Origin of the sequence: Pseudomonas flexibilis (assembly GCF_000806415.1) — a bacterium.
GTDB classification, from domain to species: domain Bacteria; phylum Pseudomonadota; class Gammaproteobacteria; order Pseudomonadales; family Pseudomonadaceae; genus Serpens; species Serpens flexibilis.
Genome location: NZ_JTAK01000001.1, coordinates 98,756 through 121,915 on the forward strand (window position 1 = coordinate 98,756; position 23,160 = coordinate 121,915).

General features: G+C 66.7%; 17 protein-coding genes, 1 tRNA gene and 2 pseudogenes. 8 read left to right on the forward strand and 12 right to left on the reverse strand.

Going from position 1 to position 23,160, the window contains the following annotated elements; genetic code table 11:
* Positions 1–62 precede the first annotated feature (62 nt).
* Positions 63–1,004 (reverse strand): iron-sulfur-binding ferredoxin reductase, encoded by a 942-nt coding sequence (locus PT85_RS00490; protein WP_039605654.1) that lies wholly within the window; start codon positions 1,002–1,004, stop codon positions 63–65.
* Between the two features lie 214 nt (positions 1,005–1,218).
* On the opposite strand from PT85_RS00490, the gene PT85_RS00495 reads away from it, so the two are divergent.
* Positions 1,219–2,742, forward strand: coding sequence for a fumarate hydratase (locus PT85_RS00495; RefSeq protein WP_027590058.1), 1,524 nt, complete (start codon positions 1,219–1,221; stop codon positions 2,740–2,742).
* A gap of 59 nt (positions 2,743–2,801) precedes the next feature.
* Here the strand turns inward: PT85_RS00495 and PT85_RS00500 are convergent, their stop codons facing one another.
* The 3 genes from PT85_RS00500 to PT85_RS00510 form a co-directional block, all read right to left on the reverse strand.
* Positions 2,802–3,383 (reverse strand): DJ-1/PfpI family protein, encoded by a 582-nt coding sequence (locus PT85_RS00500; RefSeq protein ID WP_027590057.1) that lies wholly within the window; start codon positions 3,381–3,383, stop codon positions 2,802–2,804.
* A 95-nt stretch (positions 3,384–3,478) separates the two neighbouring features.
* Complete coding sequence (locus tag PT85_RS00505) at positions 3,479–4,081, reverse strand: DUF2846 domain-containing protein (protein WP_027590056.1); 603 nt, start codon at positions 4,079–4,081, stop codon at positions 3,479–3,481.
* A 75-nt stretch (positions 4,082–4,156) separates the two neighbouring features.
* Positions 4,157–5,320, reverse strand: a complete 1,164-nt coding sequence (locus tag PT85_RS00510; RefSeq protein ID WP_039605655.1) for a phospholipase D-like domain-containing protein — start codon at positions 5,318–5,320, stop codon at positions 4,157–4,159.
* 258 nt (positions 5,321–5,578) lie between these two features.
* Here PT85_RS00510 and PT85_RS00515 point away from each other — a divergent pair, with 258 nt between their 5' ends.
* From PT85_RS00515 to katG, 5 genes and pseudogenes are all read left to right on the forward strand, one after another.
* Positions 5,579–8,299: a cation-transporting P-type ATPase gene (locus tag PT85_RS00515; protein ID WP_039605656.1), complete on the forward strand. Its 2,721-nt coding sequence runs from the start codon at positions 5,579–5,581 to the stop codon at positions 8,297–8,299.
* Positions 8,300–8,362: 63 nt separating this feature from the next.
* Positions 8,363–8,438 (forward strand) — tRNA-Thr (locus PT85_RS00520).
* Positions 8,439–8,878: 440 nt separating this feature from the next.
* Positions 8,879–9,388: pseudogene (locus tag PT85_RS18415) on the forward strand (MCP four helix bundle domain-containing protein); the annotation flags it as partial.
* Positions 9,389–9,997: 609 nt separating this feature from the next.
* Positions 9,998–10,513, forward strand: a pseudogene (locus tag PT85_RS18420) (methyl-accepting chemotaxis protein); the annotation flags it as partial.
* A 484-nt stretch (positions 10,514–10,997) separates the two neighbouring features.
* Positions 10,998–13,229, forward strand: coding sequence for a catalase/peroxidase HPI (gene katG, locus PT85_RS00530; RefSeq protein WP_039605658.1), 2,232 nt, complete (start codon positions 10,998–11,000; stop codon positions 13,227–13,229).
* Positions 13,230–13,306: 77 nt separating this feature from the next.
* Here katG and PT85_RS00535 read toward each other — a convergent pair whose 3' ends face one another.
* Positions 13,307–14,500 carry an MFS transporter gene (locus tag PT85_RS00535; protein WP_052237570.1) on the reverse strand — a complete coding sequence of 398 codons (1,194 nt, stop codon included), beginning with the start codon at positions 14,498–14,500 and terminating at the stop codon, positions 13,307–13,309.
* A gap of 95 nt (positions 14,501–14,595) precedes the next feature.
* Positions 14,596–15,108, reverse strand: a complete 513-nt coding sequence (locus PT85_RS00540) for an acyloxyacyl hydrolase (protein ID WP_027590050.1) — start codon at positions 15,106–15,108, stop codon at positions 14,596–14,598.
* 187 nt (positions 15,109–15,295) lie between these two features.
* On the opposite strand from PT85_RS00540, the gene PT85_RS00545 reads away from it, so the two are divergent.
* Positions 15,296–16,039: an IclR family transcriptional regulator gene (locus tag PT85_RS00545; protein ID WP_027590049.1), complete on the forward strand. Its 744-nt coding sequence runs from the start codon at positions 15,296–15,298 to the stop codon at positions 16,037–16,039.
* 37 nt (positions 16,040–16,076) lie between these two features.
* On the opposite strand, the gene PT85_RS00550 is transcribed toward PT85_RS00545, so the two are convergent.
* The 5 genes from PT85_RS00550 to PT85_RS00570 all read right to left on the reverse strand — a co-directional run bounded on the left by PT85_RS00550 (position 16,077) and on the right by PT85_RS00570 (position 20,207).
* The gene (locus tag PT85_RS00550) at positions 16,077–16,316 is read right to left on the reverse strand and encodes a DUF2798 domain-containing protein (protein WP_037008699.1); all 240 of its coding nucleotides are present in this window, start codon (positions 16,314–16,316) and stop codon (positions 16,077–16,079) included.
* 128 nt (positions 16,317–16,444) lie between these two features.
* Positions 16,445–16,876 carry an Hsp20/alpha crystallin family protein gene (locus PT85_RS00555; RefSeq protein WP_027590047.1) on the reverse strand — a complete coding sequence of 144 codons (432 nt, stop codon included), beginning with the start codon at positions 16,874–16,876 and terminating at the stop codon, positions 16,445–16,447.
* Positions 16,877–17,011: 135 nt separating this feature from the next.
* Positions 17,012–18,343: a sigma-54-dependent transcriptional regulator gene (locus PT85_RS00560; RefSeq protein WP_039559938.1), complete on the reverse strand. Its 1,332-nt coding sequence runs from the start codon at positions 18,341–18,343 to the stop codon at positions 17,012–17,014.
* Positions 18,340–19,971: a sensor histidine kinase gene (locus PT85_RS00565; protein WP_052199690.1), complete on the reverse strand. Its 1,632-nt coding sequence runs from the start codon at positions 19,969–19,971 to the stop codon at positions 18,340–18,342. The genes PT85_RS00560 and PT85_RS00565 overlap by 4 nt, the downstream gene beginning before the upstream one ends.
* A complete protein-coding gene (locus PT85_RS00570) occupies positions 19,968–20,207 on the reverse strand; it encodes a PP0621 family protein (protein ID WP_039605659.1) in 240 nt (79 codons plus the stop codon). Before PT85_RS00570 ends, PT85_RS00565 begins: the two co-directional genes overlap by 4 nt.
* 160 nt (positions 20,208–20,367) lie before the next feature.
* On the opposite strand from PT85_RS00570, the gene PT85_RS00575 reads away from it, so the two are divergent.
* Positions 20,368–22,005 carry an NAD+ synthase gene (locus PT85_RS00575; protein WP_039559941.1) on the forward strand — a complete coding sequence of 546 codons (1,638 nt, stop codon included), beginning with the start codon at positions 20,368–20,370 and terminating at the stop codon, positions 22,003–22,005.
* A 74-nt stretch (positions 22,006–22,079) separates the two neighbouring features.
* Here the strand turns inward: PT85_RS00575 and PT85_RS00580 are convergent, their stop codons facing one another.
* Entirely contained in the window at positions 22,080–23,150 is a 1,071-nt protein-coding gene (locus PT85_RS00580; protein ID WP_027590043.1) for an LOG family protein, read from the reverse strand.
* Between the last annotated feature and the right edge of the window lie 10 nt (positions 23,151–23,160).

The window sequence follows — 23,160 nt, forward strand, 5'->3', positions numbered from 1 at the left end:
TGCAAGGCGCGGTTCGCCATCCTGGTGTTCGTCCGCTTCCAGCGTTGCGCCGGCCGCCTCGGTCACGCCCCGGCTGCCGTGATGTATGGCTCTCGATACAGCTGGCCGCGCGGCAGGCCGGCCAGGTAGAGGGCCCGGGCCAGCGCGTCCACCCGGGCCGGCGCGCCGCACAGCAGCGCCAGGGTGTCGCGGGACGGACGCTGGGCCTGCAGCCAGGCGCCGGTCTCCGAGTGTTCCAGCAACGTCACCTGCAGGTTCGTGTGCCGTTGCGCCAGCCCATCCAGGGCATCGGCGAGGTAATGCTCCGTCGACGAGCGTGCCAGGTGCAACAGATGGATCGGGCCGGCGTGTCCCTGGCGCAGGGCTTCGCGCAGGATCGCCCACAGCGGCGCCAGGCCGGTGCCGGTGGCCAGCAGCCACAGCGGACGCTCCTGCCATTCCGGTTCATAGCGCAGCGCGCCGCCCTGCAGGCCGCTCAGGCGCAGGGGATCGCCCGGACGCAGCCGGCGCGCGTGGTCACAGAAGCCGCCCCTGCCCGCGCAGTCGATATGAAACTCCAGGAACGCATCCTCCCCCGGCAGGCTCGCCAGCGAGTAGGGACGGGCAAGGCTGTGGTCACGCCACAGCAGCAGGTGTTGGCCGGCCTGGTAGCGCAGCGGGACCTCGGCTGCGAGACGCAGGCGCAGCACCTCGGGGGCCAGCCAGTCGTGGCCGACCACCTCGGCCGCCAGCGTCTGCTGGGCCGGATCGAACAGCTCGACGCCCAGGTCCTCGCTCACCCGGCACTGGCAGGCCAGTCGCCAGCCGGCGGCGCGCTCGCTGGCCGGCAGGGCGTCGGGCCGGGCGTCCAGCGGTTCGCCGTGCAGACAGCGCACCCGGCAGGCGCCGCAACTGCCGGCGCGGCAGCTGTGCGCCACGGATTGGCCGGCCTCGAGCAGGGCATCGAGCAGGTTGCAACCGGGCTCTACCGACCAGTGCCGGTCGCCAACAGAGAGTTCGGGCATGACGTGGAAAGAGAGCTGAAGGAGCCGCGACTGTATGACGGTACGGTCCGTCGGCCAATCGATTCTGACTATCGGACCGAGCGACCAAGGTCGAGGCCGCGCGGCTGTCCGCACTTTCGCCGGCCGCGCTATACTGCCGCGCCTTTTTTGCTGGTGCGCCGGTCCTGGTCCGGCGCTTCCTTCGATGTTCCCGTCTTTAAAGAGGAGCGCACCCATGACCGTGATCAAACAGGATGACGTGATCCAGAGCGTCGCCGACGCCCTGCAGTACATCTCCTACTACCACCCCACCGACTTCATCCAGGCCATGCACGAGGCCTACCTGCGCGAAGCGTCGCCGGCCGCCCGTGACTCCATCGCCCAGATCCTGATCAACTCGCGCATGTGCGCCACCGGTCATCGTCCGATCTGCCAGGACACCGGCATCGTCACCGTGATTGCCAAGGTCGGCATGGACGTGCGCTGGGACGGCGCCACCATGAGCCTGGACGACATGATCAACGAGGGCGTGCGTCGCGCCTACACCCACCCGGACAACGTGCTGCGCGCCTCGGTGCTGGCCGACCCGGCCGGTGCCCGCAAGAACACCAAGGACAACACCCCGGCGGTGATCCACTACCAGGTGGTGCCGGGCAACACCGTGGAAATCCACGTGGCCGCCAAGGGCGGTGGCTCCGAGAACAAGTCCAAGATGGCCATGCTCAACCCGTCCGACTCGATCGTCGACTGGGTGCTGAAGACCGTGCCGGAAATGGGCGCCGGCTGGTGCCCGCCGGGCATGCTGGGCATCGGTATCGGCGGTACCGCCGAGAAGGCTGCGCTGATGGCCAAGGAAGTCCTGATGGACCCGATCGACATCCACGAACTGCAGGCCCGCGGCCCGCAGAACCGTATCGAGGAGCTGCGCCTGGAGCTGTTCGAGAAGGTCAACAAGCTGGGCATCGGCGCCCAGGGCCTGGGCGGTCTGACCACCGTGCTCGACGTGAAGATCATGGACTACCCGACCCATGCCGCCTCGCTGCCGGTGTGCATCATCCCCAACTGCGCCGCCACCCGTCACGCCCATTTCGTGCTGGACGGCTCCGGCCCGGCCAAGCTGGAAGCCCCGGACCTGGACGCCTACCCGGAAATCGTCTGGGAAGCCGGCCCGAGCGCCCGTCGCGTCAACCTGGACACCATCACCCCGGAAGAAGTGCAGAGCTGGAAGCCGGGCGAAACCCTGCTGCTCAACGGCAAGATGCTCACCGGCCGCGACGCCGCCCACAAGCGCATGGTCGACATGCTGAACAAGGGCGAACAACTGCCGGTGGACCTCAAGGGTCGCTTCATCTACTACGTCGGCCCGGTCGATCCGGTGCGTGACGAGGTGGTTGGCCCGGCCGGCCCGACCACCGCGACCCGCATGGACAAGTTCACCCGCCAGATCCTCGAGGCCACCGGCCTGCTGGGCATGATCGGCAAGTCCGAGCGCGGCCCGATCGCCATCGACGCCATCAAGGACCACAAGGCCGTGTACCTGATGGCCGTGGGCGGTGCCGCCTACCTGGTGGCCCAGGCCATCAAGGGCGCCAAGACCATCGCCTTCCCGGAACTGGGGATGGAAGCCATCTACGAGTTCGACGTGAAGGACATGCCGGTCACCGTGGCGGTCGACACCCAGGGCGAGTCCGTGCACATCACCGGCCCGGCGATCTGGCAGAAGAAGATCGCCGAAGCCCAGGTGGTGGAAGTGAAGTAAGCAGTCGTCTGCTGTTGCGAAGAAGCCCGGCCCTGTGCCGGGCTTTTTCGTTGGGGTGATCACAGCTCGATGCGCGTCCCCAGCACCTCGAGAAAACGCGCCAGCCAGGCGGGATGGGCCGGCCAGGCCGGCGCGGTGACCAGGTTGCCATCCACATGCACCGCGTCCACCGGCAGTTCGACATACTCGCCGCCGGCCAGACGGACCTCCGGGGCGCAGGCGGGATAGGCGCTGCAGGTCCGGCCCTTGAGCACGCCGGCGGCAGCCAGCACCTGGGCGCCATGGCAAACCGCGGCGATGGGCTTGTCGGCGTCGGCGAAGGCTTTCACCAGACGCAGCACTTCAGGGTTCAGGCGCAGGTACTCCGGCGCACGGCCGCCGGGGATCAGCAACGCGTCGTAGGCCGCCGCCTCGACTTCGGCGAAATCGGCGTTGAGGGTGAAGTTGTGCCCGGGCTTCTCGCTGTAGGTCTGGTCGCCCTCGAAATCATGGATCGCGGTACGCACGGTCTCGCCGGCGACCTTGTCCGGGCATACGGCATGCACGATGTGTCCGACCATGCACAGCGCCTGGAAGGGCACCATGGTTTCGTAGTCTTCGGCGTAGTCGCCGACCAGCATGAGAATCTTCTTGGCGGCCATGAACGGTCCTCCTGACGGAAAATGGCTGGCGATCAGTCGCCGGCAGCTACAGCCTAGTGGCCGTTGTCAGGTTCCGCTGCGCGTGGAGGCGCGGGTCAGATGCCGATCTTGTCCAGCGCCTCGCCGACTCTCTGCCAGAAGCTGCGTTGCGGGCGTTCGTGCTCGGCGGTCAGCTGGATGTCCCGGTCGGGCTGGATGCGGTTGGTGAAGACGATTTCCTGGCGCGCCAGGCTTTCGCCCACCAGGCGCAGCGGGCCGTCGCCCTGCTCGGTCTGGTCCACGTGGTGGGCCGGCAGGTTGAGCTCGTCGTAGCGCAGGAAGTACTGCTTGCCGGGTTCCACCTCCAGGGTAAAGCTGGCGATGCGGTTGAAATCGAAGGGACCGTCGGCGAGCAGGGTCCAGTGCAGGCCGAACAGCGGGCGGCGCATTTCGATCTTGTAGCTGCCGGGCTGGGCCAGCAGGCTCATGTAGCTGTCGCTCGGCAGCCGGCCGATCCGCCGGTTGTCCAGAAACACGCCCGGCGCTTCCAGTTCCTGGCGGGCCCAGTCGCTGGCCGGGCGATAGACATGGATGAGGGCGAGGGTAGGGTCGCTGTCCCGCGACAGGTAGATGGGCCCGTTGGTGGGGCCGAAGAAGGCGCCCGGGGTCGAGCAGCCGGCCAGCAGCAGAAGCAGGGCAAGGGACAGGAAACGGCGCATGACGAGCCTCGTCGGAAAAGTCGCAGCGAGCATAGACGCCTGCCGGTGCGCTCCATCCCTGCCGAAAGGTGGGCCTCAGTCCCGGCGCTGGTCGAGCAGGTTGATGACGATGCGGTCCAGCCAGCCCCACAAGCGCTGGTAGAGGCGCAGGGGCAGCGGACGGTTCTGGAAATCGACGAGGGTGATCTCCTTGCTCTGTGCAAAGTCCTGCTCGAAGCACTGTGCCACCGCCTGGCACAGCGACGGATCGAACGCCTCCAGGTTGGCCTCCAGGTTCCAGCGCAGGTTCCAGTGGTCGAAATTGCACGAGCCGATGCTCACCCAGTCGTCCACCAGCACCATCTTGGCGTGCAAAAAGCGCGGCTCGTACTCGAAGATGCGTACTCCCGCGCGCAGCAGGCGCGGGTAGTAGCGGTGTCCGGCGTAGCGCACCGCCGGATGATCGGTACGCTGGCCGGTGAGCAGCAGGCGCACCTCGATGCCGCGCCGCGCGGCGCGCATCAGCGCCCGGCGCACCTTGCGGGTCGGCAGGAAGTAGGGCGTGGCGAACAGCACCTGGCGGCGCGACTGCCCCAGGCTGCGCAGCAGCGCACGCAGGATGTCGCGGTGCTGGCGGGCGGCGGCATAGGCCAGTCGGCCCAACCCTCGGCGCTTGGCTGGCGGCGGCGGCAGGCGCGCCGGTTGCAGCGGTTCGACGGGGCGCCAGAAACGGCGCTCACCGCAGCAGCGCCACTGGTACTCGAACAGGCTGCGCCAGTCACCCAGCAGCGGCCCGTGCATTTCCACCATTACCTCGTGCCAGCTGTCCTGCGGCTGATCGGGGTTCCAGAACTCGTCGGTGGCGCCGGTGCCGCCTACATACCCCACCACGTCGTCCACCAGCAGGATCTTGCGGTGATCGCGGAACAGGTTGCGCAGGCCGCGCCGCCAGCGCACCGGGTTGTACAGGCGCAGCTGCACGCCGGCGTCCACCAGCGCCTGGCGGTTGGCGGGGCTGAGCTTCAGACAGCCGAATGAATCGAACAGGCAGCGCACCTGTACCCCGCGGTGCGCCGCGTCGACCAGCGCGGTGCGCAGTTGGTCGAAGCACTTGCCGTCCTCGACCAGGTACAGCTCCAGCTCCACCTGCCGCTGTGCGGCAGCGATCGCGTCCAGCATGCGCGGGAAGAAGCGGGCGCCGTCCACCAGCAATTCGAAGCGGTTGTCGCCGCGCCAGGGGAAGACCGCGCCGCTACGCATCGCCACCGCTCCGCCAGGCGCCGGGCGCGGGGTGCGCGGCCGGGTCTCGGAAAAGGGCAAGGCGGGACGATGGGTACATGAAGAACTCTCAAGGCCAACGGTGGCGCAACGATAGCCGGGAGCTCTGCGCCGCTCAACCGGGGAAATCCCTTGAAACGGCTTGGCGGCTGGCCCTGCATCGCCCGTTTCATCCAGACTTGCCCGGCATGGATTCCCCGGGCCGGCCAAGTGGTCGCGGCCCCGCGCGCGAGGACGACGATGAGCGAGATGCCCCCCGCCTGGCATGCCCAGGATAGCGAGACCTGCTTCGCCCGCCTGCGGGCCGAGCGCTCAGGCCTGAGCAGCGCCGAAGCCGAAGCACGGTTGCGCCAGTATGGCCCCAACCGCCTGCCGGAGGGTCGCCGCCTCGGCCCGCTGATGCGCTTCCTGCGCCAGTTTCACAACCTGCTGCTCTACCTGATGCTGGGCGCGGCGGCGATCACCGCGTTGCTCGGCCATTGGGTCGATACCTGGGTGATCGTGGCGGCGGTGCTGATCAACGCGGTGATCGGCTTTATCCAGGAGGGCCGCGCCGAGAGCGCCCTGGCCAGCATCCGTCAGCTGCTCACCGCCCACGCCACGGTCCTGCGCGATGGGCACGCCCGGGAAATCAGTGCCGAAGGGCTGGTGCCGGGGGATGTGGTGCTGCTCAATGCCGGCGACAAGGTGCCTGCCGACCTGCGCCTCGTGGAGGTGCGCAACCTGCGCATCGAGGAAGCGGCACTCACCGGCGAGTCCCTGCCGGTGGACAAGGATCCCGAGCCGGTGGCCGACCAGGCGCCGCTTGGCGACCGTTTCAGCATGGCCTGGTCGGGCACCCTGGTGGTCAACGGCCAGGGGCGCGGGCTGGTGGTGGCCACCGGCGCGCACACCCAGTTGGGCCACATCAACAGCCTGCTGGCGCGGGTGCAGCAGCTGTCCACGCCGCTGCTGCGGCAGATCGACCGCTTCGGGCGCTGGCTGGCGGTGGTCATCCTCGGCCTGGTGGCCGCCACCTTCGTGCTCGGCGTGCTGTGGCGCGGTCACCCGCCGGGCGACATGTTCATCATGGCGGTGGCGCTGACCGCCTCGGCGATTCCCGAGGGGTTGCCGGCGATCATGACGGTGATGCTGGCGCTCGGCGTGCAGCGCATGGCCCGGCGCAACGCCATTATCCGGCGCCTGCCGGCTGTCGAGGCGCTGGGTTCGGTGACGGTGATCTGCTCCGACAAGACTGGCACCCTGACCCGTAACGAGATGACCGTGCAGCGGGTGGTCAGCGCCGAGGCCGTGTATAGCGTCGAAGGTGTCGGCTATGCGCCGCTGGGTAGCTTCAGCCGTGACGGGGTTGCGCTGGAACCGCGCGCCGAGCCGGTGCTGCAGGCGGCGATTCGCTCCGGCCTGCTATGCAACCACGCCCGCTTGCTGGAGGTCGACGGCGACTGGCGCATCGAAGGCGATCCCACCGAGGGCGCGCTGCTGGTGCTGGCCGGCAAGGCCGGCCTGGACTTGGCCGAGGAGGCCGCCGCCACGCCGCGCAGTGACGCCATCCCGTTCGCCTCCGAGCACCGCTTCACCGCCAGCCTGCACCACGGCGCCGACGGCGCCAGCATCCACGTGGTGGGCGCGCCGGAGCGCATCCTGGAAATGTGCGACCGCCAGCGCGTGCGGGACGGCGAGCAGCCGCTCGACCCCGACTACTGGCGACGCATGTTCACCGACACCGCCGCCCACGGCCTGCGCATGCTGGTGATCGCCGAGAAGGCGGTGGACCCGACGCAACGCCAGCTCGGCTTCGAGGACATGGAGCGCGGCTTCACCCTGCTCGCGCTGGTTGGCATCATCGACCCGCCGCGCAGCGAGGCCATCGAGGCGGTCGCCGAATGCCAGCGCGCCGGCATCCGCGTCAAGATGATCACCGGCGACCATGCCGACACCGCTCGGACCATCGGCGCGCAGCTGGGCATCGGCGTCGGCCGGCCGGCGATGACCGGCGCCGAGCTGGAGATGCTCGACGACCAGGCGCTGCGCAAGATCGTGGGTGAGATCGACGTCTTCGCGCGCACCAGCCCGGCCCACAAGCTGCGCCTGGTGCAGGCCCTGCAGGCCAGCGGCGAGGTGGTGGCGATGACCGGCGACGGCGTCAATGACGCACCGGCGCTCAAGCGCGCCGACGTCGGCGTGGCCATGGGCCACAAGGGCACCGAGGCGGCCAAGGAAGCCGGTGATGTGGTGCTCGCCGACGACAACTTCGCCACCATCGTCAACGCCGTGCGCGAGGGGCGCGCCATCTACGAGAACCTGAAGAAGTTCATCCTCTTCATGCTGCCCACCAATGGCGGCGAAGCGCTGGTGGTGGTCGCCGCCATCCTCTTTCAGCTGGCGCTGCCGCTGACCGCGGCCCAGGTGCTGTGGATCAACATGGTCACCTCCTGCGCCCTGAGCCTGGCGCTGGCCGCCGAGCCGGCCGAACCCGGGCTGATGCGCCGCCCGCCACGCAGCCCGAGCGAGGCGCTGCTTTCCGGCCTGTTCGTCTGGCGGGTGATCATGGTCTCGGTGCTGATGATGATCGGCGCGCTGGGGCTGTTCCTCTGGGAACTGCAGCGCGGCAGCGAGCTGGAAGTGGCCCGCACCATGGCGGTCAACGTGGTAGTGGCCAGCGAAATGTTCTACCTGCTGTGCAGCCGCTCGCTGTTCGCCTCGGTACTCAACCGCCAGGGGCTGCTGGGCAACCCCTGGGTGCTGGTCAGCATCGCCGCCTGCGTGCCGTTGCAACTGCTGTACACCTACGCGCCGCCCCTGCAGAAGGTATTCGGCTCGGCCGCGCTGGATGCCGGCGAATGGGCACGGGTGATCGCCGCCGGCTCGCTGGTCCTGATCGGCTCCGAGCTGGAGAAATGGATACGCCGCCGGATCGACAATCGCCGCGAACGGCCGCATCCACAGACGGTGCACGGATGACCGCGCGCAGAGCCTCTGCGCTGGTTGCTTCGTCGCGACCGGAGTGCTAGCTTACGCGCCGCCGCCGGAATAGCTCAGTAGGTAGAGCAGCGCACTCGTAACGCGAAGGTCGCAGGTTCGATTCCTGTTTCCGGCACCAGAACCCTTCTCCCGCTTACCCCTGAGTAACCCCGGATAAGCGCGGAACCCCAGAGAAACCGGCCCTCGAGCCGGTTTTTTTGTGCGCGGACGTTTCTGCCGGCTCCACAGTTGCCCGTTGTTTCAGGTAGGCGTTTGGGTATATCCCGGTTCGATTCCGGGCGTGCCCATGGCCGCTGTCGGAAAAGCGCACCCTCACAAACCTCTACAACGCCCACCCGGCCTGGCTCGACAACGCCCACAAGGCTCTCGACCAGACTGTGGCGTACGGCTGGGCGGACTCCACGCTGGCGATGGGTGACGAGTAGAACTCGCCGCCCGCTGGGCTCAGAGTCAATAGTTGTACAAAAATATCAGTCTGTATAGGATTCGCCCGGAGAGCACTCAGTACCTGCCGAGGCTCCCGGCGAACGCAGCCCCGATGGGCAAGAGAGTCGATTCATGTCGCAACTGAGCATCGCTCAACGCCTGAGCCTTGGATTCGGGCTGGTTCTGTCGCTAATGGTCCTGATCACTTTTATCGGTGTGCAGCGCGTCGGCTTCATCGACGAGACCCTGACCTCGGTCAGCGAAGGGGCCACGCTCAAACAGCGCTATGCCATCAACTTCCGCGGCAGTGTGCATGACCGCGCCATCGCCATTCGCGATGCGGTTCTGGTGGATAGCGACGCGGCGCTGAACCGCCAGTTGGCGGAGATCCAGCGACTCAAGGACTTCTATCAGGATTCCGCCCAGGCCATGGACCGCCTGCTGCGTGCGCAAGCGCCAACCGCCACTGAACAGCGCCTGTTGAACGCCATCCAGGAGATCGAGCGCGGCACCCTGGCCTTGACCGAGCAGGTGATCAGCCTGCGCCGCCAGGGCGATGCCGACTCGGCCAAGCGCCTGCTGATGGCACAGGCCTCGCCGGCCTACAGCGAATGGCTCAAGCGCATCAATGCCTTCATCGATCATCAGGAACAGGACATCGGCAAGAACATTGACGCCGTGCGCAACGCCGCTGGTGGCTTTGGCATGCTGATCCTGCTGGTCACCGCGGCGGCGGTGCTGCTGAGCGTTGGCGTCTCGCTGCTGATCATCAACCGGCTGAAATCTACCCTGGGCGCCGAACCGCATCAGGTGGCCGAGGTCATTCGCCGCCTGGCCGATGGCGAGCTGGGCCAGCGCATCCAGACGCGCTACCCGCACAGCGTCATGGGGGCCCTACAGGACATGGTCAAGCGCCTGATCGATACCATCACCCAGGTACGCGGTGCCGCCGGTGAGCTGACCTCGGCCTCGGACCAGTTGCTGACCACCTCCGACCGCAACAACCAGCAGATCCGCCTGCAGTCCAGCGAGGCCGAGCAGATCGCCACCGCCATCAATCAGATGGCCGCCACCGTCAATGAAGTGGCCAGTTATGCCACCCGTGCGGCGTCCGCCACGCGCAACGCCGATCACGAAGTGGCCACCGTCAACCAGGTCGTCAGCGAGACGGCAAGTGCGATCCAGAACCTGGCGCGTACGCTGGAACGCTCCGCCGAGAGTGTGCAGCAGGTGTCCAGCGACAGCGTGGGCATCGAGAAAATCATCGAGGTGATTACCGCCATCGCCGAGCAGACCAACCTGCTCGCACTCAACGCCGCCATCGAGGCCGCCAGGGCCGGTGAACATGGCCGTGGCTTTGCCGTGGTGGCCGACGAGGTTCGTTCGTTGGCCAACCGCACCCAGGATTCCACCCGTGAAATTCGCGGCATGATCGGCACGCTGCAGGAGAATGCCGGCAAAGCCGCCGAGGTGATGCACCATAGCCGTCAACTGGCGCAGCAGACCGTCGAACAGACCAATCAGGCTGAACAGGCGCTGAACAAGATCCGGAGCGAGGTGACCGCCATCAACGATATGAACGCCCATATCGCCAGTGCCGCAGAAGAACAGAGCGCGGTCGCCGAAGAGGTCAATCGGCATATAACGCATATACACAGCGCAACCCTGGAAACGTCGGCCGGCTCCGAACAGATGGCGGTCTCCAGCCATGAATTGGCGACCCTGGCCAATCGTCTGACCGACAAGGTGAGCTTCTTCAAGCTCTGACCGGGAGCAGCCGGTCAATGCATCGAGCCAGCAACGGATTTTCGCTTACGTCCCTGACGCATTGTCAGGGAACGGGCGGTCAAAAAACGGGGACAGATTTATTTTCCTCCCGCCCTACAGATTACGGTGGTTAAACGATACTGGCCGTCAGCTAGTGGTCGATCCCGTATCCTTTGGGATACGGAGGGCGGCCCAAGGCGCAATTTCCCTGCAAGTGGCAAAGGGGACTACCCAGCTGACAGCTGCCACCCCGTTCTTCCCGGCCCTCCAACATCACAGTCCTGTAGACCCTGGTTCCTGATTGGCAACCCAGCAGGTCGCGAGTCTTGATCATGTCCAGAAGGCCGGAGTCGTTTCCGTTCCATGCAGCGTGTTTATCAGCGCCATTAAGCGCTGCTCCAATCGTCCTCCCGCACCGAGTGCTAGGTTTTTCCTACGCGCTACATCACCAATGCGCTTTGCATCCCGAGCGGAGGATGAATCCATGAACGTAGAAACCGGAGGAAATGCCGCGGGAAGCGGTTGCCCGTTTGGCCAGGAAAAGCCGCACAAGGGGCACCGCGGCAATCGCGACTGGTGGCCGGAAAACCTGAGCCTGACCCCGCTGAACCAACACTCGCCGCGCTCCAATCCCTACGGCGGGGACTTCGACTACGCGGCGGCTTTCAACTCCCTCGACCTGAACGCGGTTATCGCTGACCTGCACGCGCTGATGACCGATTCCCAAGACTGGTGGCCGGCGGATTTCGGTCACTACGGCGGCCTGTTCATCCGCATGGCCTGGCACAGCGCCGGCACCTACCGGATCACCGATGGGCGCGGCGGCGCCGGTGGCGGGCAGCAGCGCTTCGCGCCGCTCAACAGCTGGCCGGACAACGCCTCGCTGGACAAGGCGCGCCGCCTGCTCTGGCCGATCAAGCAGAAGTACGGCAGAAACATTTCCTGGGCCGACCTGTTCGTGCTGACCGGCAACGTCGCGCTGGAGTCGATGGGCTTCAAGACCTTCGGCTTCGCCGGTGGCCGCGCCGACACCTGGGAACCGGAAGAACTGTTCTGGGGGCCGGAGGGCACCTGGCTGGGCGATGAGCGTTACAGCGGCGAGCGCCAGCTACACCCGGGTTTGGGGGCGGTGCAGATGGGGCTTATCTATGTGAACCCCGAGGGCCCGAACGGCAAGCCCGATCCCAGGGCCGCGGCCATCGACATTCGCGAAACCTTTGCGCGCATGGCCATGAACGATTACGAAACCGTGGCGCTGGTGGCGGGTGGTCACTCCTTCGGCAAGACCCACGGCGCGGGCGATCCGTCCATGCTGGGGCCGGAGCCGGAAGGGGCGGTGATCGAGGATCAGGGCCTGGGCTGGCGCAGCAAGTTCCAGACCGGCATCGGCGCCGACACCATCACCTCCGGTGTGGAAGTGATCTGGAGCCAGACCCCGACGCGCTGGTCCAACTACTTCTTCGAGAACCTGTTCAATTTCGAATGGGAGCTGACCAAGAGCCCGGCGGGCTGCTTGCAGTGGGAAGCCAAGGACGCGCCGGCGATCATGCCCGACCCGTTCGACCCCAACAAGAAGCGCAAGCCGACCATGCTCACCACGGACCTGGCGCTGCGTGAGGACCCCATCTACGAGAAGATTTCCCGGCATTTTCTCCAGAACCCGGACGAGTTCGCCGACGCCTTCGCCAGGGCCTGGTTCAAGCTCACCCACCGGGACATGGGGCCGCGTGGTCGCTACCTCGGGCCGCTGGTGCCCCAGGAACAGTTGATCTGGCAGGACCCGATTCCCGAGTGCGACCACCCGCTGATGGATGAGGCGGATATCGAGGCGCTCAAGCAGAAGCTGCTGGGCCTGGGGTTCAGCGTGCCGCAGCTGGTGTCGGTCGCCTGGGCGTCGGCCGCCACGTTCCGTGGCTCGGACAAGCGCGGCGGCGCGAACGGCGCGCGGATCCGCTTCGCGCCGCAGAAGGACTGGGAAGTGAACAATCCGCCGCTGCTGGCCAGTGTGCTGCAGAAGCTGGAGCAGGTGCAGGCCGAGTTCAACGCCTCGGCAACCGGTGGCAAGAAGGTCTCCATGGCCGACCTGATCGTGCTCGCCGGCTGTGCCGCGGTGGAAAAGGCGGCGCGGGATGGCGGCGTCGATATCAAGGTGCCGTTTACCCCGGGGCGCATGGATGCCCTGGAGGAGTGGACGGACGCCAAGTCCTTCGAGGCCCTGCGCCCGGTCGCCGACGGCTTTCGCAACTACTACCACGAGGCCAACTTCATGTCCCCGGAGGAGGCGCTGGTCGACAAGGCGCAGCTGCTGCGTCTCAGCGTCCCGGAAATGACCGTGCTGGTCGGCGGCATGCGGGTACTGGGCACCAACGCCGACGGCGGTTCGGAGGGGGTGTTCACCCAGCGGGTCGGCACGCTGTCCAACGACTTCTTCGTCAACCTGCTGAACATGAAGAACGAATGGATGGCGACCGAGCACAAGAACCGCTTCCAGTGCCGGGACCGCAAGACCCACCAGCCCACCTGGACGGGAACCCGCGTGGACCTCATCTTCGGTGCCCACTCGGAGCTGCGCGCGCAGGCCGAGGTGTTCGGCTCGGCCGACGGCAATGCGTTCTTCGTGCGTGAGTTCGTGAAGGCCTGGGACAAGGTGATGAACGCCGACCGCATGGACGTCGGCCACCCCGCCGACACCTTCAGTCAGAAGCTGTCGGCGTAACCGCAGGGGCGGTCGGCGCTTTCCGGCCGGCCGCCGATGCGGCTTGCATGATGCTTCGTCTGGCGGCCGAGGGGCCGTCACTCACGAGGCGGCTGCATCAGCGGATGCCGCTGGAAGAGCACCGCGACGGTCACCGCGATCAGCGTGGCGAAGGTGCAGAAGGTGCACAGGGCGGCGCTCATGCCCCAATGGTCGGCAATCCAGCCGATGCCCATCATCGGCACCATGCTGCCGATGTAACCGATCACCAGGTAGCTGGAAAACAGGCCGGCGCGGGTATCCGGCGTGGCGATGCGGCCCACCATGTTCATGCCGGCCAGCTGGCTCAGGCCGTGGCCGATGGCGGTGAGCGCCACACCCAAGGCAAACAGACTGGCCGATCCCGCCCACAGGTTCGCCATCAGCAGAAGATTGCTCACGCCCAGTGCGACCAAACCCAGGCTGCCGCCCCAGTGGGTGGACAGGCGCCCGCTGAGAATCTGGGTAAACGCCGAGCCGAACAGGATCGCGGCGATGGCGGTGCCGCTGGCCACCGGGCCGTGCCAGGGCACCAGCTGGTCAAGGAAGAGCGGCGACAGGGACGCGTACAGGCCGAAGCTGGCGAAGGCCAGGAAGGCCAGGCAACTGGTGAGGATGAAGGCGAAGGAAGCGCTGGGGGCGGGCCAGGTCAGCCGCGGCAGGGCGTCTCGCCACTGGAAGGGCTGGCCGGCGTCATCAGGCAGTTCCAGGCGGAGGAAGATGCCCAGGGCCAGGCTGCACAGCACCAGGGTGGGCAGGTAGGTGGTGATCAGCGGATGCGGCACCCACTGCCCGAACAGGCCGCCCACCAGCGGCCCCAGGCCGAAGCCGAACACCATCACGATGCTGGTGATCATCGCCAGGCGCGGCTTGCGGTGCGCCGGCACCAGCCGGGCCAGGCCCAGCGTGGCGCTGGTGGTCAGCAGGCTGGACGCGATGCCGACCACGAAACGCCCGGCGCACAGGCTGACCAGGTCCCAGGCGGCGAGGGTGATGAGGGTGCCCAGCAGGGCGAGGATCAGCCCCAGCCGCAGCATGGGGCGAAAGCCCAGGCGATCGGGCAGGCGCCCCAGAAACAGCAGGCCACAGAGCGCGCCGGCCATGTAGATCACATAGATCAGCGAGATATCGCTGGCCTTGAGCTGCCAGGCGTCCTGGTAAAGGGCGTAGAGCGGGCTGATGAGCGCGGTGCCCATCACACCCACGACCATGGCGAAGCTGACCCAGAAGAAGGGTGAAGCCTTTACTCTCATTGGCGATCCGTGGCGGCTGATCTGTTTGCGTGCGAATTATTGTGCGCCTAATCACTGCACCGAAATAGCCAGCTTCGCGTCGCGGCCGTACGCCGTTACAGCGGCTGGCTGATGAACAACGCGTAGCTCTCGATGCCCTCGTTGGGCATCTTCAAGCCGGCGTTGGAGTAGTGGATGGCCCGCACGCCCAGGCGGGTACCGCTGGCCAGCTGCACGCCGGCGCCCAGGCGGTCTTCGAAATGGAAGCCCGAGCTCATGTTGCGGTGACCGACCCGGGTGCTGGAAAACAGCGAGACACCCACACCCGCTTCGATGAACGGGCGGGCGCCTTCGCCGGTGAACTGGTAGACGAACACCGGGCTGAAGGACAGGGTATGCGCTGCGCGGTGCTCGCCGGCTGACCAGTGGGTGTAGCCGGCATCCCAATAGCCGGTCAGGGACCCCGTTTCGCTGGCCAGCCATTGCCGGTTCCAGTCCCGGGACATGCCCAGGCGATAGGTCAGCTCGCCCTGCGCGGTGGTGCCCAGGGCAGCGGACAGGTCCAGCGCGAACGCCGACGGCGCGAGCAACGTGGTGGCCAGGGAGGCGGAGAAAAGCAGGCGGGTCATTTCGGCTCCTTCACATCGCAGCGCCGAGGCGCAAGCATGTATCACTATGCAGGTCGCTGTATCATGATGCGGAATTTAATGACCCGGATGGCCGAGCGTCAACCGCCTGCTCTGTGCCGAGGGTTTGCCGGAACGCCTGAAGGGTTATTACAGTAGGCGCCCTATCAGTACCCGTATGTGAACCAGCATGAATGTTTCCGATGAGGCCTCGGACTGCGGCCGGCAGTCTGGGATCCAGGTCATCGCACGCTCCGCAGCCATCATGCGCGCCCTCGGCGAAAACCCGCAGGGGCTCAGCCTGGCCGCCATCGCCCAGCGCGTGGGGCTGCCGCGCTCCACGGTGCAGCGCATCATCAACGCGCTGCAGGAGGAACTGCTGGTCGAGCCCATGGGACCCGCCGGCGGCTTTCGCCTGGGCCCGGCGCTGGGGCACCTGATCAACAAGACCCAGTGCGACATCATCAGCCACACCCGGCCCCTGCTGGTGGAGCTCTCCGACCAGTTGGGCGAAACGGTCTGCCTGTGCCGGCGTTCCTACGATCAGGTGCAGATCATCGAGCGCATCGTGGCCGAGCGGGAGTTGCGGGTGGTGGTACCCATCGGCGCCCATGGCCCGGCGGTGCAGACCGCCTCCGGCCAGGTGTTGCTCGCCCTGGAAGCGCCTGAATGCGTGGAAGCGCTGGTCGGCGACATGAACGTGGAGTGGCGAGCGCGACTGGGCGCCATACGCGCCCAAGGCTGGGCCAGCGGGTTCGATGAGGTGGTGCCCGGCATCAGTTCCTGCGCCATGGCGGTGGATACCTACCTGGGCATGTTTGCCATTGCGGTGGTTGCGCCGACGGTGCGGGCCCGTGATCACCAGGACGCCTTCCGCGCTGCGCTGCAGGCCTGCAAGCGCGGCATCGAGCGCGCCATAGGCCGCCAGGGCTGAGCAGCGAATCACCCCGGCGCAAGGCCGGGGTTGTCCATTACGACTTGCGCACCGTCCATTCCACCAGCTTGCCGACGATGGGACGTACCAGCAGTACGCTGCAGAACGCCACTGGCATGGTCATCGCGTACACCTTCAGCACCGTTTCCAGGTAACCCGCGCCGAGGCCGCGGTTCAGCGCGGTGATCACGCAGGTCATCACCGCAGCCATCAGGCCAGACATGTAAAAGGCGAACACATAGGGGGCAAGGCGCAGGGGAAGCTTGGGAAGTTTCATGGCGGACAGCTACAGCGTGAAAAAAGGCGCGACAGGGTAGCAGAAGCTCGCCCCGAGCCGAGCAGTCAGGGGACGTCGAAGGACGGGAGAGGCGGCAGGCGCCGATCGAAGCGCCTGCCTGGAAGGAATTACTCGATGGTCAGCTGCTGGGACGAGCCGTTCTGCTTTTTCGGCAGGCTCAGCTTCAGCACGCCGTTCTCGTAGCGTGCCTTGCACTGGCTCGTGTCAATCTCCGCCGGCAGCTGGAAGCTGCGCGACACCGAGCCGAAATAGCGTTCCGAGCGCAGTACCTTCTCGCCTTCCTTCTGCTCGTCGAGCTGCTGGACCTCGGCGCGCAGGCTGACCTGGTTGCCTTCCACGGACACCTGGATGTTGTCCTTGCTGACGCCGGGAATCTCCGCCTCGACGTTGTAGCCTTCGGCGGTCTCCTTCACGTCGACCTTGATCTGCGAGGGGGAGGGGAGCGCGTCCCCGTGCAGCGGCTGGACGAAGTAGCCGGGGGATGCGAACTCCTTGAAGAACTCATCGAACAGGTTTCCGCGTGTCATCAGTGATTTCATGCTGGAGCCTCCTCTGTCGGTGGGATGCGGCCCGCTCGCTGAACAGTCCGGGCCTGCATTCCATATGAGCCTGGTTTGGCGCAATTCAAGGGCCGATCCGACGGGCGACCCGACCCCACCAGAATGGAGTGAACCTCAGTCCAGCCCCAGCTTCTTCAGCCGGTAGCGCATCGAGCGGAAGGTCAGGCCCAGGCGCTGGGCAGCGGCGGTGCGGTTCCAGCGGGTTTCCTCCAGGGCCTGGAGGATCAGGGTGCGCTCGATGGTTTCCAGGTAGTCTTCCAGGTCGGTCACCTGGGCCAGACTGCCGCCGACGGGGTCCGTCGCGGCGGGGGCGTCGGCGAAGCGCAGGTCGCTGGCGCGGATCGCATCGGCCTCGCAGAGGGTGTAGGCGCGCTCGAGGATGTTCTCCAGTTCGCGCACGTTGCCCGGGAAGCGATAGCCGCGCAGTTTTTCCAGCGCGTCCGGATGCAGGCGCGGGGGCTGGCCGCTGCCTTCGGCCAGGCGCTGCAGCATGCTGTCGGCCAGCAGGCCGATGTCCTCGCGGCGCTCGCGCAGGGGCGGCACGCGTTGTTCGATGACGTTGAGGCGGTAGTACAGATCCTGGCGGAAACGTCCGGCGGCGACTTCGGCGGCCAGGTCCTTGTGGGTGGCGCTGAGGATACGCACGTCCACCGCGATCTCCTGCTGGCCACCCACCGGGCGCACGGCCTTTTCCTGGATGGCGCGCAGCAGCTTGACCTGCATGGCCAGCGGCAGGTCGGCCACTTCGTCGAGGAACAGGGTGCCTCCGTTGGCGGCCTGGAACAGGCCCTGTTTGTCCTCGATGGCACCGGTGAAGCTGCCCTTGCGATGGCCGAAGAATTCACTCTCCATCAGCTCGCTGGGGATGGCGCCACAGTTGACCGGCACGAACGGCCGGTCGGCCCGCGGCCCCAGGTCGTGGATCTGCCGTGCCACCAGCTCCTTGCCGCTGCCCGATTCGCCGCTGATGTACACCGGCGCCTGGCTGCGCGCGAGTTTTTCGATCTGCCGGCGCAAGGCCTTCATGGGCGGCGAATCGCCGAGCAGGCGGGTGTCCACCGGGCGCTCGGCCGGGGCGGCCTGCAGGCGAAGCGCAGTGTTCACCAGCTCGCGCAGGCGAGCCAGGTCCACCGGCTTGGTCAGGTAGTCGAAGGCACCGGCCTTGAGGGCATTGATGGCGGTGTCCAGGCTGCCGTAGGCCGTGATCATGGCTACCGGCACCTGCGGGTGACGCTGCTGGATGTACTGCACCAGCTCCATGCCGGTGCCGTCCGGCAGGCGCATGTCGGTCAGGCACAGGTCGATCCGCTCGCGGGCCAGGCAGTCGCGGGCTTCCTTGAGGTTGCGCGCACTGCAGGTGTCGAGCTTCATGCGCCCGAGGGTGATCTCGAGCAGCTCGCGGATATCGGGTTCGTCGTCGACGATCAGGGCTTTCTGGCGACTCATGGACTGGTCTGGCTCTTGTTGTTAAGGCTGGGCGTTGGCGTCCAGCTCATCTTGCGGGGATGGGCAAAGGTGATTCGGAAACAGCTACCCCCCTCGGGGCGCGGGTAGTAGGCGAGGTGGGCCTGGTTGCTCTCGCAGAGTTCGCGGGAGATGTACAGGCCCAGCCCGGTGCCCTTGCTGTCGGTGGTGAAGAAGGGTTCGAAGATGTGCAGTTGCTGGTCGCTGCCCACGCCGGGACCGTCGTCGAGCACGTCCAGCACCGGCAGGTCGCTGTCCGGATCACGGTACAGGCGCATCCACACCTGGCCCTGCGGGTTGTGCCGGGCACTGTAGCGCAGGCCATTCTGCACCAGATTACTGAGGATCTGTGTCAGTTGATGGGGATCGAAGCGGGTCTGGATGCTGCCGCTGGCGGTTTGCAGGTGCAACTGCTGTTCGGATGTAGCGCTTTGGCGGAATTCGCTGGCGAAACGGTGCAGCCAGTACTTGAGGTCCAGCAGCTGCGGCGCGGCCTGGCGGCGCCGCGACAGCTGCAGCACGTTCTCGATCACGTGGTTCATGCGCCGCGACTGGTCCTGGACGATCTGCGCCAGGCGTCGGTCGGGCGGCGGCAGCTCCTCGGATTCGAGCAGCAGTTGTGCGGCGTGGCTGATAGCGCCCAGCGGATTGCGGATCTCGTGGGCGATGCCGGCGGTCAGGCGGCCGAGGGAGACCAGTTTCATTTCCTGGGCGTGCTGGGTGATCTCGGAAATGTCCTCTATGAACACCAGGGTGTTCAGCGCCTGGCCGTGTTGCAGGCTGGCGAAGCTCGGCTGCAGGGTGCGTGCGTCCTCGCCGAGGCACAGGCTCTGCGGGCGGCGGGTGGGGTTGTAGCTCCACTGGCGAAGGCGCTCCAGCAGCTCGGGGCAGATATCCGCCAGGGGCTGGCCGGCGGCTGACTGGCCGAGCATCTGCGTGGCGGCGGGGTTGGCCAGCAGCACCTGATGCTGTGGGTCGAGCACCAGGATGCCGGTGCGCATGCGTTGCAGGATAAGACTGTTGAGCGCTTCCAGGTTGGCCACGTCGTCGGCGCGCTGGCGGGCCAGCCGTTCGCTGATCTGCAGGCGGCGGACCAGGCTTTGCACGGTGAGCGCAACGGCGAAACACAGGGCGCCCAGCGCGCCGGCCTGGATGAACTGGCTGCTGGCCGCCGGCTGGCTGAGGCTCAGCTGGAAGGTCAGGAGCACGGTGGACAGCGCGGCCACGGCGGCGATCAGCAGCCCGCTGCGGCCATTGAGCAGCAGGTTGGCGATGGCCACGGCGATGATCATCAGGCTGGCCAGGCCGCTGGGCATGCCACCGGCGGCGTAGAACAGCGCCCCCAGCAGCAGGATGTCGAGCAGCGCCAGGGCAAAGAACTGCTTGCCCCGGGCACGTTGGATCAGCAACGTGGCGACGATGTTGATGATCAGGTAGGTCCAGCTGCCGAAGCGGAACAGCCGCACGTGGGCCAGGTCCAGCAGACGGTCGTCCAGGTTGCTGGAGATCAGCAGCACCAGCAGCAACCCGACGCTCAGGCGATAGAAGTGGTACAGGCGTAGCGCCCGTTGGCCGGGGTCAAGGCCAAGCGTGACGCCAAGCGCAATCACGGCTGACGGCGATCCTGTTCCAGGTGGGCCTGGCTGCAGAACCAGCGGTCACCGTCCTGCAGCGCCTGGGACTGCGGCACATGCGTCTGGCAATGGGCGCAGCGCACCATGGGGCGGGGATCGGGAGAAGGCGGCGTCTGTTTCTGTGCGCGCAGGGCGGGACGGATGTAGCGACGCCACAGCCAGAAGGCCGCGACGAGCAGGGCAACGAACAACAACAGGCGAACCAGACCCATGAACTTTCTCGATGAACGCGGAAGGCGTGAAGTGTATCCAAGCTGAAGGTGCAGGCACAGCGGCCAATGGCCACGTTGTGCGTTGTTTCCAGGGCCGGCGTTGCGGGACAATGCCGGCCACGGCGCCGGCCGGTGCCGGGATCTTTGGATGGAGACGGCCATGAGCCAAACCCTGCGGGTCGTGATGGCCCAGCTGAACCTGCGCGTGGGTGATATCCACGGCAATGTCGAACGCATCATCGAGGCGGCAATCAGCGCCCGCGATCAGCGTCAGGCGGACGTCATCCTGTTTCCCGAGCTGACGCTGTGCGGTTATCCGCCGGAGGACCTGCTGCTGCGCTCGAGCATGCAGCTGCGCATCGAGGCGGGCCTGCGCCGTCTGCGCGACGAGGTGCGCGGCATCTACCTGGTGGTCGGTTATCCCTGGCTGGAAGACGACAAGCGCTACAACGCGGCGGCGGTGATCGCCGACGGCGAGCTGCTGGCCACCTACTACAAGCAGCAGTTGCCCAATTACCGGGTTTTCGACGAGAAGCGCTACTTCGAGCCGGGCCAAGAGGCCTGCGTGGTGGACATCAAGGGCGTGCCGGTGGCCGTCAGCATCTGCGAGGACATCTGGTTCCCGGAGCCAATGGCCCAGGCGCGCGAGGCCGGCGCGCAGCTGATGCTCAGCCTGAATGCCTCGCCGTTCCACCTCGACAAGCAGCGCGAGCGCGAGGAGATCCTCGCCCAGCGCGCCCGCGAGGGTGGCATGCCGGTGGTCTATGTGAACCAGGTGGGTGGCCAGGACGAGCTGGTGTTCGATGGCGGCAGCTGCGTGGTGGATGCCGATGGTCGCGTCTGCCAGCGCGCGCAGATGTACGAGGAATGCCTGTTCCCGGCGGACCTGCGCTGGGACGGCACCGGCGTGGCGGTGCACCAGAGCCATCCGGCGCCGCTGCCGGAGCTGGAGGCCAGCGTCTACCAGGCACTGGTGGTCGGCGTGCGCGACTACGTGGCCAAGAACGGTTTCAAGGGCGTGGTGCTGGGGCTGTCGGGCGGCATCGACTCGGCGCTGACCCTGGCGGTGGCGGTGGACGCGCTGGGCGCCGAGCGGGTCGAGGCGGTGATGATGCCCTACCACTACACCGCGCAGATGAGCCTGGAGGACGCCGAACAGCAGGCGCGCACCCTGGGCGTCACCTATCGCGTGCTGCCCATCGCGCCGATGGTCGAGGCCTTCATGGCTGGCCTGGCACCTGTGTTTGCCGGGCTGGGTCGCGACACCACCGAGGAGAACCTGCAGGCGCGTTGTCGCGGCACGCTGCTGATGGCGATCTCCAACAAGAAGGGCAGCCTGGTGTTGACCACCGGCAACAAGAGCGAGGTGGCGGTCGGTTACTGCACGCTGTACGGCGACATGGCCGGCGGTTTCGATGTGCTCAAGGACGTGCCCAAGACCCTGGTGTTCCGCCTGTGCGAGTACCGCAACAGTCTGGGGCAGGGCGAGATCATCCCGCAGCGGGTCATCGACCGGCCGCCGTCAGCGGAGCTCGCGCCCGGGCAGAAGGACGAGGATTCGCTGCCGCCCTATCCGGTGCTCGACGAGATCCTCAAGCTGTACATCGAGTACGACCTGTCGGCCAACGCCATCATCGCCGAGGGCTTCGACGCCGACACGGTGCGGCGCGTGCTGCGCCTGGTCGACCTCAACGAGTACAAGCGCCGTCAGGCCGCCGTCGGCCCGCGCATCACCCAGCGCGGCTTCGGCCGTGACCGGCGTTACCCGATCACTTCGGGGTGGCGGCTGGGGGATTAGTCGCCCAGAAGCTCGCGAATGAATTCGCTCCCACAAGGTGCCGGTTCTGTTCCTGTGGGAGCGAGGGCCTGCCGTCAGGCCCAGTTCGCCTTGTCGTTGACCACATCCAGCAGCTCGCGCAGGCGGCCGTGGTCGCGGGCGTTGAAGGTGAACACCAGGCGCGGCAGGCGGCACAGCTCGGCGTCGTCCTCGTCGGTCTGGCAACCGTCCTGCTGTTCGAAGCCGCCGCTCAGGCACAGGTCGGCGAACTCCTCGTGCAGGCGGCCCAGCGCCGCGTCGCTCAGGGCGTGGTTCATGCGCAGGATGTACTGCCCCTTGAGCCAGCGGCTGGAATGGTAGTTGCCGTAGAAACGGGCGATTTCCTCCACCGCGTCCTCGGCACTGTGCACCAGGCGCATCAGGTGCATGTCGCTGGGCAGGATGTAGCGATGCCCCAGCAGCTGGCGCTGCATGAAGCCCATGGCGTCCTGCCAGTAGGTACCGCCCGGCTCGTCGAGCAGGATCACCGGCACCAGCGGGCTCTTGCCGGTCTGGATCAGGGTGAGCACCTCCAGCGCCTCGTCCAGGGTGCCGAAGCCGCCGGGGCAGAGCACCAGTGCATCGGCTTCCTTGACGAAGAACAGCTTGCGGGTGAAGAAGAAGTGGAACGACAGCAGGTTATCGGTGCCATCCACCGTAGCGTTGGCGTGCTGCTCGAAGGGCAGGGTGATGTTCAGGCCAATGCTGTTTTCCAGCCCGGCGCCCTCATGGGCAGCGGCCATGATGCCGCCGCCGGCGCCGGTGATCACCATCAGGTCGCGCTTGGCCAGCAGCTCGCCCAGCTTCACCGCCAGGGCGTACAGCGGGTGGTCGACCGGCGTGCGCGCCGAGCCGAACACGGTGACCTTGCGGCGTCGCTTGAACTTGTCCAGCACGCTGAACGAGCGCTCCAGCTCGCGCAGCGTCTGGGCCATGATCTTGGCGTCCCAGCGGTTGCGGTCGGCCTGCGCCATGCGCATCACGGTGGTGAGCATGCCCTTGTACAGCTCCAGGTTGGGACTGGACTCGGGCACGATCAGGCGGGTCAGTTCATCCACCTTGGCACTCAGGTCGATGCCGCTGGCGCGGAACGGGCGGGACAGGTAATCGTCCGATTCGAAAGCCATTGAAACTCTC

Bases quoted from the DNA above. Each gene is read 5' to 3' on its own strand.
- PT85_RS00490 (WP_039605654.1), bottom strand. From the start codon at position 1,004: ATGCCCGAACTCTCTGTTGGCGACCGGCACTGGTCGGTAGAGCCCGGT.
- PT85_RS00495 (WP_027590058.1), top strand. From the start codon at position 1,219: ATGACCGTGATCAAACAGGATGACGTGATCCAGAGCGTCGCCGACGCC.
- PT85_RS00500 (WP_027590057.1), bottom strand. From the start codon at position 3,383: ATGGCCGCCAAGAAGATTCTCATGCTGGTCGGCGACTACGCCGAAGAC.
- PT85_RS00505 (WP_027590056.1), bottom strand. From the start codon at position 4,081: ATGCGCCGTTTCCTGTCCCTTGCCCTGCTTCTGCTGCTGGCCGGCTGC.
- PT85_RS00510 (WP_039605655.1), bottom strand. From the start codon at position 5,320: ATGCGTAGCGGCGCGGTCTTCCCCTGGCGCGGCGACAACCGCTTCGAA.
- PT85_RS00515 (WP_039605656.1), top strand. From the start codon at position 5,579: ATGAGCGAGATGCCCCCCGCCTGGCATGCCCAGGATAGCGAGACCTGC.
- katG (WP_039605658.1), top strand. From the start codon at position 10,998: ATGAACGTAGAAACCGGAGGAAATGCCGCGGGAAGCGGTTGCCCGTTT.
- PT85_RS00535 (WP_052237570.1), bottom strand. From the start codon at position 14,500: ATGAGAGTAAAGGCTTCACCCTTCTTCTGGGTCAGCTTCGCCATGGTC.
- PT85_RS00540 (WP_027590050.1), bottom strand. From the start codon at position 15,108: ATGACCCGCCTGCTTTTCTCCGCCTCCCTGGCCACCACGTTGCTCGCG.
- PT85_RS00545 (WP_027590049.1), top strand. From the start codon at position 15,296: ATGAATGTTTCCGATGAGGCCTCGGACTGCGGCCGGCAGTCTGGGATC.
- PT85_RS00550 (WP_037008699.1), bottom strand. From the start codon at position 16,316: ATGAAACTTCCCAAGCTTCCCCTGCGCCTTGCCCCCTATGTGTTCGCC.
- PT85_RS00555 (WP_027590047.1), bottom strand. From the start codon at position 16,876: ATGAAATCACTGATGACACGCGGAAACCTGTTCGATGAGTTCTTCAAG.
- PT85_RS00560 (WP_039559938.1), bottom strand. From the start codon at position 18,343: ATGAGTCGCCAGAAAGCCCTGATCGTCGACGACGAACCCGATATCCGC.
- PT85_RS00570 (WP_039605659.1), bottom strand. From the start codon at position 20,207: ATGGGTCTGGTTCGCCTGTTGTTGTTCGTTGCCCTGCTCGTCGCGGCC.
- PT85_RS00575 (WP_039559941.1), top strand. From the start codon at position 20,368: ATGAGCCAAACCCTGCGGGTCGTGATGGCCCAGCTGAACCTGCGCGTG.
- PT85_RS00580 (WP_027590043.1), bottom strand. From the start codon at position 23,150: ATGGCTTTCGAATCGGACGATTACCTGTCCCGCCCGTTCCGCGCCAGC.